Source organism: Terriglobus roseus, assembly GCF_900102185.1.
GTDB classification, from domain to species: Bacteria; Acidobacteriota; Terriglobia; order Terriglobales; family Acidobacteriaceae; genus Terriglobus; species Terriglobus roseus_A.
The window spans coordinates 3,087,473-3,102,963 of the sequence record NZ_LT629690.1 but is presented as its reverse complement, the minus strand read 5'-3'; the positions used below and the strand labels follow the sequence as shown (position 1 = coordinate 3,102,963).

14 protein-coding genes are annotated in these 15,491 nt (G+C 55.7%); 6 read left to right on the top strand and 8 right to left on the bottom strand.

Annotation, left to right across the window (positions count from 1 at the left end):
- Window positions 1–48: 48 nt before the first annotated feature.
- Entirely contained in the window at window positions 49–1,407 is a 1,359-nt protein-coding gene (gene hflX / locus BLT38_RS12915; RefSeq protein ID WP_231966888.1) for a GTPase HflX, read from the bottom strand.
- Between the two features lie 193 nt (window positions 1,408–1,600).
- Complete coding sequence (gene hfq, locus BLT38_RS12910; RefSeq protein ID WP_047489503.1) at window positions 1,601–1,912, bottom strand: RNA chaperone Hfq; 312 nt, start codon at window positions 1,910–1,912, stop codon at window positions 1,601–1,603.
- Between the two features lie 346 nt (window positions 1,913–2,258).
- Here hfq and BLT38_RS12905 point away from each other — a divergent pair, with 346 nt between their 5' ends.
- From BLT38_RS12905 to BLT38_RS12895, 3 genes are read left to right on the top strand one after another with little or no spacing between them, the layout of a single operon-like run.
- Window positions 2,259–3,395, top strand: a complete 1,137-nt coding sequence (locus BLT38_RS12905) for a DegT/DnrJ/EryC1/StrS family aminotransferase (protein WP_331711379.1) — start codon at window positions 2,259–2,261, stop codon at window positions 3,393–3,395.
- Window positions 3,396–3,428: 33 nt separating this feature from the next.
- Complete coding sequence (kdsA, locus tag BLT38_RS12900; RefSeq protein WP_083345548.1) at window positions 3,429–4,262, top strand: 3-deoxy-8-phosphooctulonate synthase; 834 nt, start codon at window positions 3,429–3,431, stop codon at window positions 4,260–4,262.
- Window positions 4,259–5,224 carry a KpsF/GutQ family sugar-phosphate isomerase gene (locus BLT38_RS12895; protein WP_083345547.1) on the top strand — a complete coding sequence of 322 codons (966 nt, stop codon included), beginning with the start codon at window positions 4,259–4,261 and terminating at the stop codon, window positions 5,222–5,224. The genes kdsA and BLT38_RS12895 overlap by 4 nt, the downstream gene beginning before the upstream one ends.
- On the opposite strand, the gene add is transcribed toward BLT38_RS12895, so the two are convergent.
- Genes add through BLT38_RS12880 form a run of 3 tightly spaced genes read right to left on the bottom strand, consistent with a single transcriptional unit; the run spans window position 5,221 to window position 8,912 of the window.
- Window positions 5,221–6,237, bottom strand: a complete 1,017-nt coding sequence (add, locus tag BLT38_RS12890; protein ID WP_083345546.1) for an adenosine deaminase — start codon at window positions 6,235–6,237, stop codon at window positions 5,221–5,223. The two genes, BLT38_RS12895 and add, sit on opposite strands and share 4 nt — an antisense overlap.
- Before the next feature lie 12 nt (window positions 6,238–6,249).
- Window positions 6,250–7,398 carry an acyltransferase family protein gene (locus BLT38_RS12885; protein ID WP_172838270.1) on the bottom strand — a complete coding sequence of 383 codons (1,149 nt, stop codon included), beginning with the start codon at window positions 7,396–7,398 and terminating at the stop codon, window positions 6,250–6,252.
- 2 nt (window positions 7,399–7,400) lie between these two features.
- Window positions 7,401–8,912 (bottom strand): amino acid permease, encoded by a 1,512-nt coding sequence (locus BLT38_RS12880; RefSeq protein WP_231966887.1) that lies wholly within the window; start codon window positions 8,910–8,912, stop codon window positions 7,401–7,403.
- A gap of 137 nt (window positions 8,913–9,049) precedes the next feature.
- On the opposite strand from BLT38_RS12880, the gene BLT38_RS12875 reads away from it, so the two are divergent.
- Window positions 9,050–10,156: a glycoside hydrolase family 130 protein gene (locus BLT38_RS12875; RefSeq protein WP_083345543.1), complete on the top strand. Its 1,107-nt coding sequence runs from the start codon at window positions 9,050–9,052 to the stop codon at window positions 10,154–10,156.
- Window positions 10,157–10,226: 70 nt separating this feature from the next.
- Here BLT38_RS12875 and BLT38_RS20700 read toward each other — a convergent pair whose 3' ends face one another.
- The 3 genes from BLT38_RS20700 to BLT38_RS12865 all read right to left on the bottom strand — a co-directional run bounded on the left by BLT38_RS20700 (window position 10,227) and on the right by BLT38_RS12865 (window position 14,263).
- Complete coding sequence (locus BLT38_RS20700; protein WP_172838269.1) at window positions 10,227–10,379, bottom strand: hypothetical protein; 153 nt, start codon at window positions 10,377–10,379, stop codon at window positions 10,227–10,229.
- Between the two features lie 80 nt (window positions 10,380–10,459).
- A complete protein-coding gene (locus BLT38_RS12870) occupies window positions 10,460–13,390 on the bottom strand; it encodes an ATP-dependent helicase (protein WP_156785121.1) in 2,931 nt (976 codons plus the stop codon).
- A 60-nt stretch (window positions 13,391–13,450) separates the two neighbouring features.
- Complete coding sequence (locus BLT38_RS12865) at window positions 13,451–14,263, bottom strand: ribonuclease T2 family protein (protein ID WP_231966481.1); 813 nt, start codon at window positions 14,261–14,263, stop codon at window positions 13,451–13,453.
- 126 nt (window positions 14,264–14,389) lie between these two features.
- Here BLT38_RS12865 and BLT38_RS12860 point away from each other — a divergent pair, with 126 nt between their 5' ends.
- Complete coding sequence (locus tag BLT38_RS12860) at window positions 14,390–14,701, top strand: hypothetical protein (protein WP_156785120.1); 312 nt, start codon at window positions 14,390–14,392, stop codon at window positions 14,699–14,701.
- Between the two features lie 411 nt (window positions 14,702–15,112).
- A complete protein-coding gene (locus BLT38_RS12855; protein WP_083345540.1) occupies window positions 15,113–15,427 on the top strand; it encodes a hypothetical protein in 315 nt (104 codons plus the stop codon).
- Window positions 15,428–15,491 lie beyond the last annotated feature (64 nt).

Below are 15,491 nucleotides of genomic sequence, written 5' to 3'. Positions count from 1 at the left end.
TGCCAACACGCCGAAGGCGTCGAGGAGAGCACGAAGTGCCGAAGTGCCTTATCGAGGCGAGCTTTTCGCGCGCGTCCGAATCCTTGGTCTCGCCTCGGCAGGTTCGCTCTCCGGCAATTCACCATGTTCCTGCACAATGTAGCGCCGATAACGTTGCAGCAGCGATGAAGGTCCGCTCGCGGTAAACGTCACCAGGTTGCCCTCGTACTTCTTCCGCTCAATGAAGCAGCCAGCTTCCAGCGCTGCCAATATTCGGCCTTCACGCTGCGGAATGCGGAATGTCGCCGTCGCAGTCGGACCAGCCGCTTCTGCACCGCCAATCCGCTCCTCAATAGCCGCAATCAGCGTCTCAATACCTTCGCCCGAATGCGCGGAGACGGCAATCGTATCCGGCGCGGGAAACCGCTGCAGGTCAAACCGTTCATCTGCAGGCAGAAGGTCGATCTTGTTCAGTACCTGGATCGTCGGCGTGCGCGATACCTCAAGCTCCGCCAGCACCTTCTCCACCTGCATCTTCTGCTCATCCAGATTGGGCGACGCAGCATCGCGAACGTGCAGCAGCAACTCGGCGCGTTCCACCTCTTCCAGCGTGGCGCGGAAACTGGTCACCAGCGCATGTGGCAGGTTGCGGATGAATCCAACCGTATCGCTCAGCAGTACCTTCCGCCGCGAAGGCAGGTTCAACTGCCGCAGCTTTGGGTCCAGCGTGGCGAACATCCGCGACGACTCCAGAACACCCGCCTCAGTCAGCCGGTTGAACAGCGTGCTCTTGCCAGCATTCGTATAGCCGACCAGCGCGACCGTGGGAACAGGAACCGCCTCACGGCGCTGCCGCTGCTGCCTGCGATTACGCCGGACATTCTCCAACTGCTCCTTCAGGCGATCCACACGCGCACGAATGCGCCGACGGTCCGTCTCCAGCTTGGTTTCACCCGGTCCACGAGTGCCAATACCGCCGCCAAGCTGGCTCATGGCCTTGCCACGTCCCGCCAACCGCGGCAACTGGTACTCCAACTGCGCCAACTCCACCTGCAGATGACCCTCGCGGGTGCGCGCATGGCGGGCGAAGATATCCAGGATGAGCTGTGTCCGGTCGATCACGCGGCAGGGAAGCGCGCGATCCAGGTTACGGAGCTGGGATGGTGTCAGGTCATGGTCGAACAGCACCAGGTTGGCGCCGGAACTGGCCACTACGGCCTCCAGCTCCTCCACCTTACCCGGCCCAATCAGCGTAGCCGGATCAGGCTTGCCGCGCCGTTGGATCACGGTGGCGGCAATCTCCGCCCCAGCCGAAGCCGCCAGCTCCTGGAACTCCGCCAGAGCGGCGTCGAAGTCCATCTCCGCAACGGACTCCAAAGGAGAGTCCTCCTCGCCGTCGTGGAGACTTGCTGCCTGTCGGGCCAGCATGGCGGTGCTACTCAGCTTCCGCCGGTCGCCGGTAATCTCCACGGCCACCAGCACAGCCCGCTCCCGAGGAGTCTCCGTCAGGTGGCCATCCTGTGGACGCACCTGGGCCGCAGCAGCCTCTTCCAGCCGCGTGCGACCTCGGGTGTTGGTCCTCTTGGTAGGTGTTTCGGTCAGTCCGTGCCGCCCTGGCTCCTTAGGAGCCTACCGTTCCGCCTACTGCGGATGCGCCTTCCGTGCCATGCTCCCTTGACACGGGAGCATGCGTTCCATGGGGACGATCCGTGTGGACCCCACCACCCCGTGTCGATACCACGGTAGAAATCGCATGCTTAAAAATTAACTGTTCCTGCGCGTTGTTCTCGAGCAGAACCGAATACTTATCGAAAGAGCGGATCTTGCCCGTTAGCTTCACGCCGCTAACCAGATAAATGGTCACCGCGCTCTTGTCTTTACGAACCGTGTTCAGGAAGGTGTCCTGAATATTCTGTGCCGGCTTGGAATCCATGCTGCCGATCTCCTCTTGCGCTTCCGAGCAGCGCTGTTATGGAACTGCCTCAAACAAAACCCGCTAACGCAAGTGCGTTTTCGGGTGAGTACGAGGGGCCTTAGCCCCTAAGACAAAAAACAATACGGGTGAACCCATGGTCGTGGCAAGGAAAAAGCACACGGGATCACCTGCAGCCGTTTCGACGGTCATTTTAGACCGTAGAGCATCCCGGCGTAGCCGTCGAGAACTCCCTCGCATTAGGACGCACGAACAGGCGGATTTGTTCCTAAGGCTGTTCGATTTTCGCCACGAACGCATGACGCTGCCGCTTGGCCTAACATGGAAAATGATGTCGCAGCCTATCTTGCCTCCCGTTCCAATCCTTGACCTCAGCCGTCAATACGCAGCCGTAGGGGCCGAAATCGGCGCAGCCATCGCAGATGTGTGCTCTGCGGGACGCTTTGTTCTAGGGAAAGAAGTAGCCGAGTTGGAACGTCAGATTGCCGACACAACAACAGCCACCGAGGCGGTTGGATGTGCCAGCGGTACAGACGCCCTGTGGTTGGCCATGGCCGCATTGGGAATCGGACGAGGAGATGCAGTAGTAACCACCCCCTTCTCCTTTTTCGCAACAGTCAGCAGCATCCTGCGTGTGGAAGCGCGACCCATTCTGGCGGACATTGACCCGGTGACTTTCAACCTGAGTCCGGCGGCTGTGGCGGATGCGATTGCACAACACGAGGACGTGCGCGCTGTGATGCCAGTCCACCTCTATGGACAGTGCGCTGATTGGGAGAGCTTTGATCGCATGGCGGCGGAGAATGATCTGCTGTTGATCGAAGATGCAGCGCAAGCCTTTGGCGCTGATTGGAATGGAACTCCTGCCGGTGCATTGGGACATGCGGCGGCGTTTTCGTTCTATCCAACTAAGAACCTCAGCGCTTGGGGCGATGCGGGGCTGACGACGTTCCGTTCATCGACTATTGCAGAACGTGCTAAGGCGCTACGAGCACATGGGATGCGCCGTCGTTACTACCACGATGAGGTGGGATGGAATTCGCGTCTGGATACGATCCAGGCCGCGGTTCTGTTGATAAAGATGAAGTACATTGCGCAGTGGAACGAAGATCGCAGACAGGTGGCAGCGCGCTATCACGATCTATTTCATGCGACGAGCTTGCTAGGAGCAGTGGAGGACGGCGGCATCGTTCTGCCTGTGGCGGATGCGCGAGGAACGCATGTGTGGCATCAGTATGTGATTCGTACGCCGCGTCGTGATGAACTGCGTACTTATCTTTCGGAGCAGGGGATTGGGAGCGAAGTCTACTATCCCGTCCCATTGCACATGCAGGATGCTTTGAAGCATTTGGGATATCGCGAAGGCCAGTTCCCTGAGAGCGAGAAGGCAGCACGTGAAGTGCTTGCGTTGCCCATGTATCCCGAGCTTCGTGCAGATGAGCAGGAGCGTGTGGCGGCGGCAGTGCAGAGTTTCTTTGCATAGAGCGCAGAGCCAGTGCTCTATCCTCGTAGAGACATGTTGAACACAGTTACAGTACGAGACGTCGAGTTTTCCAACGCTTTACCCTTCGCGTTGATCGCCGGGCCGTGTCAAATGGAAAGCCGCTCTCACGCACTCGAAGTTGCTTCTGCACTCAAAGAGATGGCGACACGTCTAGGCATTGGGTTGGTGTACAAATCCAGTTTTGACAAGGCGAATCGCACAAGTGCAAATGCTGCGCGCGGCATTGGGCTGGAAGCATCGCTGCCGATTTTTGCAGAGATTCGCGAGAGCCTTGGATTGCCAACGCTGACAGATGTTCACGAATCATGGCAATGCGCGGAAGTGGCTCAGGCAGTCGATGTGTTGCAGATCCCTGCGTTCCTTTGCAGACAGACGGACTTGTTGTTAGCTGCCGCTGCTACCGGCAGAACGGTCAATGTGAAGAAGGGGCAGTTTCTTTCACCGCAGGAAATGACGCATGTGGTGAAGAAGTTGGCAGATGCAAAGGGTGGAGTACTGGTGACGGAGCGGGGTACCTCGTTCGGTTACAACACATTGGTGACGGATATGCGTTCGTTGCCGGTATTGGCGCAAACCAACGCTCCTGTGATCTTTGATGCAACTCACTCCGTGCAGCAGCCGGGTGGATTGAACGGAGCCAGTGGTGGTCAGCGCGAGTTTGTTCCGGTTCTGGCGCGTGCTGCGGTTGCTGTTGGAGTTGCTGGTGTATTCATTGAAACGCATCCAGACCCCGATCATGCACCCAGCGATGGGCCAAACATGATTGCACTGAAGAATCTGCCCCAGCTGATAGAAGACCTGATGGCGTTTGATCAGCTTGCAAAGAAGCGAGCATTTCAGGGATGAAGAGTTCGCCGCAAGTTGCGATAGAGACGATTGCCTGCGAACTGAGTGGGCTTGAGTCGTTGCGTGAAGCGTTTGAAGGGCCGCTGGGTGATGCGTTTGCGAGCGCGGTGGATGTGATTGCTGATGCGCCAGGACGTGTGATTGTTACCGGAGTCGGTAAAAGCGGACACATCGCCCGAAAGATTGCTGCGACGCTTGCCTCTACTGGGAAGCCTGCACACTTTGTTCATCCTTCGGACGCAAGCCATGGTGACCTGGGTATGATTCGCGAGAACGATGTAGTGTTCGCGTTGTCGTGGTCCGGTGAGTCGTCAGAACTGTCTGACATTGTGGCGCATTCGCGTCGATTCAATGTGCCGCTGATCGTGAGTACGGGCAATGCAGAGAGCACGTTGGCGAAAGCGGCGGATGTGGTGTTGGTTCTGCCGCAATGCGAAGAAGCGTGTGCTGATTTGATGGCTCCAACAACGAGTACTACGATGCAATTGGCGTTGGGTGATGCGCTGGCTGCATCGTTAGTGAATAAAACGAACTTTTCCGGGGAAGACTTCCACGCGTTACATCCCGGCGGCCGATTAGGAGCGCGTCTGTTGCGTGTTCGCGCACTAATGCATACAGGTGAAGAAATTCCTCTTCTGAATGAAGACGCCACGCTGTCAGAAGCAATTGTGCGCATGACCAGTGGCCGTTTCGGCATCACCGGAGTGGTGAATGGCGAAAGCAAGCTTGTGGGCTCGATCACGGACGGCGATCTTCGTCGTGCTTTCTCGCAGGGTTTTCATGATCGTCCCGCTAAAGATGTGATGGGGAAGGCTCCACGCATCACAACGGCGGATGAGTTCGCACATCGTGCGTTGGCCCGCATGAACGCGGATTCGATTACCAGCCTGTTTGTGGTGAAGGATGCCAAGGTGATTGGTATCCTCCACATCCATGACCTGCTGCGTGCCGGGCTGGTTTAGCGATAACGCTCTACTTCAGCCAGTAGAGAGATCTTGCGTGCCGGTGGAAGGAAACTTGCTTCTACCGAATTCGCCGCGAGCTCGCGCATCTGTTCGTTGGTGAATTCAAATTCGCGCTGCACGGTTTCATACTCATCGAGCAGGTTTGCGCCGAACATCGGCGGATCGTCGGAGTTAAGGGTGATCATCAGACCACGCTCGAAGTAGTGGCGGACGGGATGTGTGTCGATGGACTTGCAACAGCCGGTGCGCAGATTGCTGGTGACATTCAGCTCCAGAGGAATCTGTTTCTCCGCAAGAACGGCGAGCAGTTCGGGATCATCGACAGCTGACAATGCATGCCCGATTCGCTCAGCCCCAATGTTGATCGCGCTCCAGATGCTAGTTGCCGGAACACTCTCACCCGCATGCACGGTCAGATGCAGGCCGGTAGCTTTTGCTTCTGCATAAAGTTCTTTGAATTCTACAGCAGGGCCCCGTGCCTCGTCGCCGCCAATACCAATACCAACAATGCTCGGATACTGCTGCTTCAATTCTGCTGCTTTAGTAAACACTACTGCAGCTTCATCGACACCGAAGTGGCGGACTGCGTCGAAGATCCAGAAGACCGTTGTGCCGAAATCCTGTTCGGCGAGTTTGCGCCCGCGTTCCACGGCCGCCATCATGTCTTCCACGGTGATCTGCTGTTTGAATCTGAGAAGAATACCCACGGAGATATAAACCTCGGCATGCCTCACGCCTTGTTGTGAGAGGCGATGGATCATCTCGTATGTGATCAGTTCGTAATCAGCGGGTGTCTGGATACGCTCGCTTACGGCTTTGAAAGCTATCAGAAAGCCGATGAAATCTTCGTAGACGTACAGCTTTTCCGCGTCTCGAAGCGTTAGAGGGGCAGCATCATTGCGCTGGGATAAACGCACCAGAGTTTCGGGCACAATCGTGCCTTCCAGGTGCAGATGCAGTTCGCACTTGGGGAGGCCGCTTAGCCATTCGCGTTGAGAGAGAAGTGCCATCCACTCAGTATTTCATTCTGGAGAGGGCGTGGCGACGGCTAACTGAGGCTCTTTGATAGCAGGTATGCCCGCGGCAGAATCCACCGGGCGTGGGAAGAGCTTGTCTCGCAGGGCCAGAGTGGGGAATTCAATCAGGCGAGTCATGAATATTCCAAGCAGTATGCCCGCAATGGGAGAAAGGATACGGTTTGTTGTGGCTTCATGTGTTGGCCACAAACGATGTGTCAATGAGAATACAGATGCTGCTGCGGAGACATGCCAGAGATAAATGCCGTAGGAGTACACACCAATCCAGGCGACCCCGCGATAAAGCCAGGAATGGTTGGGACTATTTCGATAGAGGAGGAGAAAGAGCGCTACACCGCTTAAGTCAGCGAGAAGAACTGCTGTTGGAGGAGCCCATTCGAGATGGCCAGGAAAACGAAGATAGATAAGCGTACCCACGATGACTGCAAACCAAAGCGAACGCATGTTCTGCACGCGTTGGAAGGTCTCCGGTGCAAAGTGAAAAAGCATCGCAAGGAGGACGCCGAAAAGAATGCCGTGCAGGCGGGTGAACGTAAATGTATAGCCGTTCACATGGTAGAGATAGGAAATCCAAAAACTACGGCCTATGGAAAATACAGCTAATGCGGTAAGCATCCAGAAGGCGGTGCGCCACGATAGCTTGAAAGACGCGGCGCAGAAGAGCAGCACCATCAATAAAAGGTAAGCGTGCTCTTCAACAGCAAGTGTCCATGTGTGCGCGATGCCGCCCGTGTAGTTCTGAATATTGAGGAAGTTGCCCCAGAGAAACCGAATGGTGTGACGACCGGTTACAAGGCTAGCGATTAGGAAGATATAGTACTGCGGCCAGATTTTCAGACCGCGGCGGATGAGGAATCGTTTGATATTGATGCTTCCGCGGACCTTCCACTCTTTGAGCAATAGTCCACCAACAAGAAATCCGCTCAGCACAAAAAAAATATCGACGCCTGAAGCGCCAAAATGGGTCCATCCCAACCGCAGGAAAGGCCACAAGAGAGTGGCGGACGAATGAAAGTCCACCACCATGAGGATGGCGATTCCGCGAATGAAATCCAGTTCGATTTCTCGCCGTTGGGGCTTGGCTTCCGGGCGCGTGGAAACCGATTCTTCCGGCGCAACTGGATTGTGCGTCATGTTTATCCTTGCAGGTCCGCGAATTCGCTTCGCTTGCGACTGTAGAAGAAGTAGACGAATAGACCGATAACAAGCCAGACGAAGAAGCGTTCCCATGTGCGGATGGGGAGTCCGGTCATCAGCAGAACACAGAAGAGCACGCTCAGAATCGGGATTACTGGACCGCCAGGAACACGGAATCCGCGATACCGCTCCGGCTGGCGACGCCGCAGAACCACTACTCCAATGCTGACCAAGACGAAGGCGAAGAGCGTGCCGATGTTCGAAAGTTCCGCAAGTGTTCCTACGTCAAACAGACCGGCAGGAATAGCAACGAGGATGCCTGCCACCCATGTTGCAAAAGCCGGTGTGCGGTAGCGCGGATGCACCTTGGAGAAGATGTCTGGGAGCAGGCGGTCACGGCTCATGGCGAACCATACACGTGCTTGGCCCAACTGGAAGACCAGGATCGACGAGATCATGCCGACCAGAGCACCCAACAGCACGATCAGTCGCACGATATGCAGCTTGGTGGAGTGTGTGTCCGTGCTCAGACGCTTCAGGGCGTTTACGACCGGTGCAGCATCGCCAGCGACAGAGAACCACGGCACCATGCCGGTCAGCACCAGCGCAACGCCGATGTACAGGATGGTGCAGACGATCAGCGTGGCGATGATGCCGATAGGAACATCGCGCTGCGGTTGTTTGCATTCTTCGCTGGCGGTGGAGACGGAATCAAAACCGATGTAGGTGAAGAAGATGATCGAACCACCGGCGAGCACACCAGGCCAGCCGTTGGGGGAGAACGGATGGTAGTTGCCGGGATGGATGAAGCTGATGCCCGCGAAGATGAAGATGAGGATCGCGGCGATCTTCACCAGCACCATGATGTTGTTCGTCTTGGCCGATTCGCGGATGCCGCGTACCAGGATCATCGTGAGGATGATGACGATGAGGAAGGCAGGGATATTGAAGCCAAAGTGCCAGCCCGCCTTATAGATGTCGTGTCCCTGCAGGTCCTGCAGGCCCAGCGGAAGGTACGCGGGCGAAAGCCACTTCGGGTGGAAGTGAAAGCCCATCCAATCCAGAAGATCGACGACGTGTGCCGCGAAGCCTACGCTGACGCTCATATTGGAGAAGGCGTATTCCAGGATCAGATCCCAGCCGATGATCCACGCGATCAATTCGCCCAAGGTTGCGTAAGTGTAGGTATAGGCCGATCCCGCAATCGGAATCATGCTGGAAAGTTCGGCATAACAAAGCCCGGTGAACGCGCAGACGATGGCCACCAGGATCATTGAGATGGCCAGCGCAGGGCCGGCACCGGGGCGCCCAGCAACTGCGCCGTGATGCAATAGGAAGTCGATGACGGGAGAATCCCAGAAGGTGGCCGTGGTGGCAGGATTGCCGGCAATGGCCGTGCCGATGACCGTAAAGATACCGCTGCCGATGACAGCGCCAATACCCAGCGCTGTGAGTGAAACAGGCCCGAGCGACTTTTTCAGCGCTGTTTCCGGACGCTCCGATTCGTCGATGAGTTTATCGATGGACTTCGTGGCAAAGATTTGTCGGGGCAGGGTGGTGTCTCTCGGCTGAATTTACGGTGGTCGCAGGTGTAGTTTAGCGTGTTGCTGGCGGAGATTCGCAATGGGAATCCGCTGTGGGAGGTTGTGTGCGTTTGGGGCTGGTAGCGGGTGTAGCGGTGTTTTTAGGAGTGGGAGCAGTTGCAATAGCGCAGTCTCCGTTCGGAACGTGGACGAGACCAGTGGATCAGCCGGTAATTCGTCCGGTCAGAGACACCACGTTTGCCGACCCCATCTTCGGGCAAACAGTGCATTGGCAGGCGCTGCACACTTTCAATCCGGCCGCGATTGTCCGCGATGGCAAGGTGTATGTGCTTTACCGCGCGGAAGATGACTCGGGTTCCATGACGATTGGTGGCCACGTGTCACGACTTGGTCTGGCTGTGAGTGACGACGGCATTCATTTCCAACAAATGCCGGAACCAGTGCTGTACCCAGCGAAAGATGAGCAGGAAGATCGGGAGTCGCCTGGCGGCGTTGAAGACCCTCGCATTGTGGAATCGTCCGACGGGACGTATGTGCTCACCTACACGCAGTGGTCGCGGAAACTCGACCGATATTCGGTTGGTATTGCCACTTCGCGTGATCTGACGCACTGGCAGAAGCAGGGGCCAGCGTTTCAGGGGGTTCTCAATGGTCGCTACGACGCGTTCAAGTACAAGTCGGCGGCGATTCTGACCGAGCGCAAGGGCGACAAATTGATTGCCGCCAAAGTAAATGGCAAGTACTGGATGTTCTGGGGTGATCTAGGGATCCGACTGGCGACATCCGATGACTTGATTCACTGGACGCCGATGGAGTCGTCTCCAGGCCAAGTGAAGGTTGTCCTGAAGTCAAGGTCGGGGCGACCGGACAGCGATTTCCCTGAAGCCGGACCGCCGCCAGTACTGACGAAAAAGGGCATAGTGATGCTCTACAACGGCAAGAATAAAGATGGAGAAGGCCGGGACCCGAAGCTGAAGGCCGGAACTTATGCGGTGCTGCAAGCAGTTCTTTCTGCAGAGAATCCAGAGAAGATTCTGGCGCGAACGGATACACCCGTCTTTCAACCCCAACTGCCGTTTGAGCAGAGTGGACAGTATGCTGCGGGAACCACGTTTTCTGAAGGGTTGGTGTTTTTTAAAGGCAAATGGTGGATGTACTACGGCTGTGCGGATTCGTTTGTGGGGGTAGCCACAGCGCCGAGTAATCCATAGCCGCCATGCACTGAGCGACAACGAAAAGCCCCGCATCGCTGCGGGGCTTTCTGTTACGGGATTTGTAAGACTAGCGCTTGGACTGGCCCTTGCTGAGCGACTTGACCTTCTTCTTGTTGCTGCCGCGGGGTTCAGTGCGGGCGGCCTTGGGGGCTGCGTTCTTGCGGGCGGTGCGCTTTGCGGTTTTGCGCTCTTCGTGGGACAGTGCCTTGGTGTTTGCCATTGCTTTTTGACTTCTTCCTGACTATTTAAAAAATTCGCCGGCGATGCGCCTGCGTGGGCGCTTTCGTTTCCAAGCCCATTTCAGAGCTTTTCAAGCTGGGCGAACTTCTCAACCAGCTTCTTCACGCCGTGCTGTCGAAATTCTACCGTAATCTTGGCGTCTGAGCCCGAACCTTCACGAGATACAACCCTTCCTTCACCATATTTCGGGTGCCGAACCCCCGCGCCGCGACTTAATTCGGTAGATCCTGTGGCTTCCGGAATGTCCATCTTCGGCCGTTTGTGGCCACCGAATTGGGTTGATCCACCAAAGAAACTGGCAATGTTGTCGATGCTGTTCGGATTTGTGGGCTTCTTGTGTGCACCAAACTGCAGGCCGAAGTTGCTTTTTTGCTTCTGCGGTGGAGTGGCCCCGCTCTGATCCTCGTCCTCGTAGCTGTAGTGACGCTCGCCAAACTCGTCATCGCCGCGCTTCTTGCCCCAGCGATTGCCGCCCCCATACCGATTTCCACCGTATTCATTGCGGAACGCGGGGCGATCTTCTGGGGAACCGAGGTCTTCCACCAAACGCGAAGGAATCTCTTCCAGAAACCGCGAACCTACACTGGCATCCGGCATGTCTGAGCCGTAGCGGCGGCGATAGCGTGCGCGGGTGAGAACCAACGTGTCCATGGCACGCGTCATGCCTACATAACAAAGGCGCCGTTCTTCTTCCAGACCATTGGGATCCTGCAATGTGCGCGAGGAAGGAAATAGCCCTTCCTCCATGCCGCAGAGGAAGACCAGCGGGAACTCCAACCCCTTGGACGCATGCAGCGTCATCAGCGTGACACGCGCGTCCATGTTGATACTGTCAGCATCGCTGACAAGGGCAGCGTGATCGAGAAAGTCGGCCAACGTTTCGCCGCGCTCTTGCGCATCCTGTGCGGCGTTGGCAAGTTCCTTTAGGTTTTCAATGCGGCTGAAGGCTTCCGGTGTGCCTTCGTTTTCAAGTTGTTTGATGTAGCCGCTGCGATCGTTCAGGAACTTAATCAACTCTGGCAATGTGGCGGGATCGCCAGGCGCTCGGAAGCCATCAATGCGTGTGCTGGTTTCAATGGGAGCCGTTTGCGATTCCACGATAGGCGCAGCCTTCTCGCGGAGCTCCTCAAAGATGTCACGGTTATCTCGTTTACCCTTTTTTGCAGCCTGCTGTTTGCTCGCCTCGAAGGGATTGAACGAAACGGTCTGTTGTGGCGCCGCAAAGAGCGATGGCGTGCCAGCTTCATTGCCGTTGAAGCTGAAATCGAAGCTGGTGTTATCGCTATCACCGTCGGCACTGGCTGCTAGTGCAAGTGGCTCTTCTTCTGTGTATCCAAAGTCGAAGCTCGCTTCTTCGATGTGAGCGTTTTCCGGAGCAATGGTGCTGCGTTCTTCGGTGGGGCCAAAATCAAAGCCGAAATTGAAGCTGGTGTCGAACGATGTGTCTTCATTCGCATCGCTTTCGGTGGATACGTTTTCTTCTTCACCAATAAACTCAGGAGCGGCCGCCAGACCTGCATCGATGGCGAGAGCTTCATCAAAGCCTGGGCCAAGCATGGCGCGCGCATCTTTGATGAGTTGTTGAAAATTCTTCAACGCTGTCAGAGCGCGGCCAGGAAGGAGCTGTTGTTCGTGGGCGCGGTCAATAGCTTCCCATGTGCTCATGCCCGTGGTCAGCGCAATGCGTTCCAGCGTCTCCATCGTTGTTTTGCCGATGCCGCGCGGCGGAGAATTTACGACGCGGTTCAACGCGATTGAGTCGTTAGGATTCTGCACCAGTTTCAGATAGCTGAGCAGGTCCTTCACTTCCGCACGGTCGTAGAAGCTGAAGCCTCCGACCATGTGGTACTGGATGTTGTAACGGCGAAGCGACTCTTCAACCAGTCGCGACTGCGAGTTGGTGCGGTACAGCACTGCGCACTTGGGTGTGTCACCCGCCTGCGTGGTTTCGCGGATGTAAGTAGCGATGCGATCCGCAATGAACAGCGCTTCATTCTCGCCATCGGGCGCTTCGTAATAGCCGATGAGCGAGCCGCCCTCGCGCGTGGTGTAAAGCTCTTTCCCTTTGCGCTGCGTGTTGTTGCGGACGACCGCTCCTGCGCCTTCAAGAATGATCTGCGTGGAACGATAGTTCTGTTCCAGGCGAATGATCTTCGTATTCTCGAAGTCTTTTTCGAAGTCGAGGATGTTCTTGATGTCCGCACCACGCCAGCTATAGATGGACTGATCTTCATCACCCACGACGCAGACATTGCCATGTTTGCCGCTGAGCAAGCGCATCAGTTCGTATTGCGGGCGATTGGTGTCCTGATACTCGTCAATGAGCAGGTAGCGGTATTTGCGCTGATAACGCTCGCGAACTTCCTGGCTGGTCTTCAGCAGACGCACGGTCTCCAGCAGGAGATCGTCGAAATCCATCGCGTTGTTCTTGTTCAGCTCTTCTTTGTAGATCTTGAAGATGTGGGCGATGCGCTCTTCGAGCGGATTGGTCGATGCCAGGAAATATTCCTGCGGATCGATCATGTGATTCTTAGCCCACGAAATGCGGCCAAGTGCGACACGTGGCTTCAACTGCTTGTCATCCACGCCAAGGCGCTTCAGCGCCTGCTTTACGATCGCCTGCTGGTCGCTTTCGTCGTAAATAGCAAAGCTCTTTGTGAGCCCTACACCGTTAACGCGGAGCGCTTCGATATCGCGACGCAGTGTGCGCACGCAAAGCGAGTGGAAGGTGGAGATCAGGGGCTTCGCCAGAGAGGAGTGGCCGATGAGGCCGTCCACGCGTTCAGCCATCTCCTTAGCAGCCTTGTTCGTAAAGGTGACGGCAAGGATGGAATCCGCAGGTACACCCTTGTCTTCGATCAGGTGCGCAATACGATGCGTGATGACGCGCGTTTTACCGGAGCCAGCACCAGCAAGCAGAAGGACAGGGCCGTCTACCGTCAGCACGCCTTCCTGCTGCTGCGGATTCATCTTTTCCAGGAAACGCGACACGATACGAGGGGACTCCAGGCCTCTTCATTTTATCGTGTCTCCTGTTGTGGATGGCGCGCGCTACTGGACGATGCCGCGATCGTTCTGCGGAATGATTTTTACGCTGTTTGCGTGGCAGGCACGCAGGCTCTGGCAGGCAATGGCGTGGATGTCCTTGTCAAAGCATGCTTCGATGGCCGTGAGCTGGTTGTTGCCACAAGAAAGGTTGAAGCTGCCTTGTGGGAATGTTGGGTTCGCTTTGTAGAACAGCGTGAGGATCTGCGCCGGTGACATTTGAGCTTCGTGATCCAGTGACTGAAAAAACTCAGGGATGGTTACTGACGTATAAGCCTGCCGTGCCGTGGCAAAAAAGCCTTCCGGCGACAGCGTGGTGCAGGTCCCATGCTTATTCCACTCATGCTTGAGCAATGCAATGTTTGGTGTCATGTCCAGGTTGCGTTCGGGGTTTCGTGGACCTGGGCGTTGTGCGCACGACGAAGGATACGAGCCGTTGAAGTTCTGCGGCCACAATCCATGCAACACGAATGCATGCGGTGCAGAACACTCCGTGTCTTTACCTGCACTGTTGCGCTCTGCAGGACTCAGTGTCTTCATGTTGTCGCAGAACGCAGGCGCCCAGGAGAGGTTCAACACGTAGTAATCGAATTGGCCCGGTGCCGATTTGATTTCTTGTGCTGAAGCACGTGGTGTCATGTGTCCAAGAACGGACGCTGCAATTACAAAAGCGGACAGTATGTAGGAAGGTCGCATCGGCTTCTCCGTGAATTGAGAGTAAACGTATGCGAGTATGTCTGTTCTGTAAATCTTCGAATCGCCAGTAATGAAGCGGTGTTTCGTAATGTTGTTGTTGCTGATGATGAGACATCGAAGCATCCTTGAAACTTTTTTGAAAAAAGTATGGAACGGAAGCAATCGTGCCACGTATCAGTCAGTGCGCGAACGATGTTCAACTTGCAAGGGAACTTCGCCAGCCTTAACGAAACACCAGGAGAAGTCACCATGATCCGTCATACCGTTTCCGCTATCGTCCTCGCCGCTTGCACCTTCGCACCGATCGCATCCCACGCATTTCCTCTCTTTGGCAAGAACGACACTGCACAGGCCAAGGTAAAGACGGTGAAGTTGACGCTGAAGAATAAGAGCGCCGCACCGATGGAAGTGTTTATTGAGGACAAGAGTGTGACGCTGGCTGCGAATGGCGGCGAATATGCACTGAACGCCCCCGAAGGAACCAAGGTCTATGGAGCTGACAAGACCGTGAAGGTCACTGTTACACGTGATCTCGCAGGTACCGTTTGCTCTTTCCGCTAACTCGGTAATCGGTTTGAAAAGGCTCGGTTCGAGGGCAGCGGCGCCCTCGAATTGCTCTCCCTTAGAAAAGGCCGCGGTCGTGAGCTGGACGTGAGGAATCCCTGCCTCACGTCCGTTTTTCTTTCATGGATATTTCTTCAGCGGAAATGGTTAGTTTGACTAATGAAAAAGTCGGTAAATAAATCCACGGCGAAATAACACTTGTCAAGCTTTCGGGAAGTTATTAAAGGCCGCGGAATACGAGTAGAGTCGATATTCGGAAGCAATTCCAAAAAAATCGTGAATACCCCATAAAAACAAGCTTTCTCGGGTAACTTTTCTTAGTCGAAAAGCGTATAAATTCATGCGCGACGATGTTTCAATTGCAGTGGGACTTCGCCAGCAACACAAGCAGTACTTGGAGAAGTCAACATGAAGAAGTTGAGCACCGCTCTCGTCCTTGCCGCCTGCATCATCGCACCTTTGGCATCGAACGCCGCCGACAAGAAGTCTGAAGACAACAACGCGAACATTGCACAGGCCAAAGGCCCCATGGTGCATGTCACGCTTAAGAACCGCAGCGATGTTTCCCAGGACCTTATGGTTCAGGGTAAGCCGATGACGCTGGCGGCAAACGGCGAAATGAAGGTCAATGTGCCTGCAGGTACCCAGGTTCTGGGGACGGATGGAACCGTAAAGCTGACGATCGTGAAGGAATACGATCACGCAACGGCTTCGTTCCGGTAAGAAGAAAGCGAAAGAGCACGGGCCTGCTCCTGAAGGTCCACGGAGTACAGTACACCGCGTTCCC

Coding starts and splice junctions, on each gene's coding strand:
- hflX (WP_231966888.1), bottom strand. CDS start 1,407: ATGCTGGCCCGACAGGCAGCAAGTCTCCACGACGGCGAGGAGGACTCT.
- hfq (WP_047489503.1), bottom strand. CDS start 1,912: ATGGATTCCAAGCCGGCACAGAATATTCAGGACACCTTCCTGAACACG.
- kdsA (WP_083345548.1), top strand. CDS start 3,429: ATGTTGAACACAGTTACAGTACGAGACGTCGAGTTTTCCAACGCTTTA.
- BLT38_RS12895 (WP_083345547.1), top strand. CDS start 4,259: ATGAAGAGTTCGCCGCAAGTTGCGATAGAGACGATTGCCTGCGAACTG.
- add (WP_083345546.1), bottom strand. CDS start 6,237: ATGGCACTTCTCTCTCAACGCGAATGGCTAAGCGGCCTCCCCAAGTGC.
- BLT38_RS12885 (WP_172838270.1), bottom strand. CDS start 7,398: ATGACGCACAATCCAGTTGCGCCGGAAGAATCGGTTTCCACGCGCCCG.
- BLT38_RS20700 (WP_172838269.1), bottom strand. CDS start 10,379: ATGGCAAACACCAAGGCACTGTCCCACGAAGAGCGCAAAACCGCAAAG.
- BLT38_RS12865 (WP_231966481.1), bottom strand. CDS start 14,263: ATGCTTCGATGTCTCATCATCAGCAACAACAACATTACGAAACACCGC.
- BLT38_RS12860 (WP_156785120.1), top strand. CDS start 14,390: ATGATCCGTCATACCGTTTCCGCTATCGTCCTCGCCGCTTGCACCTTC.
- BLT38_RS12855 (WP_083345540.1), top strand. CDS start 15,113: ATGAAGAAGTTGAGCACCGCTCTCGTCCTTGCCGCCTGCATCATCGCA.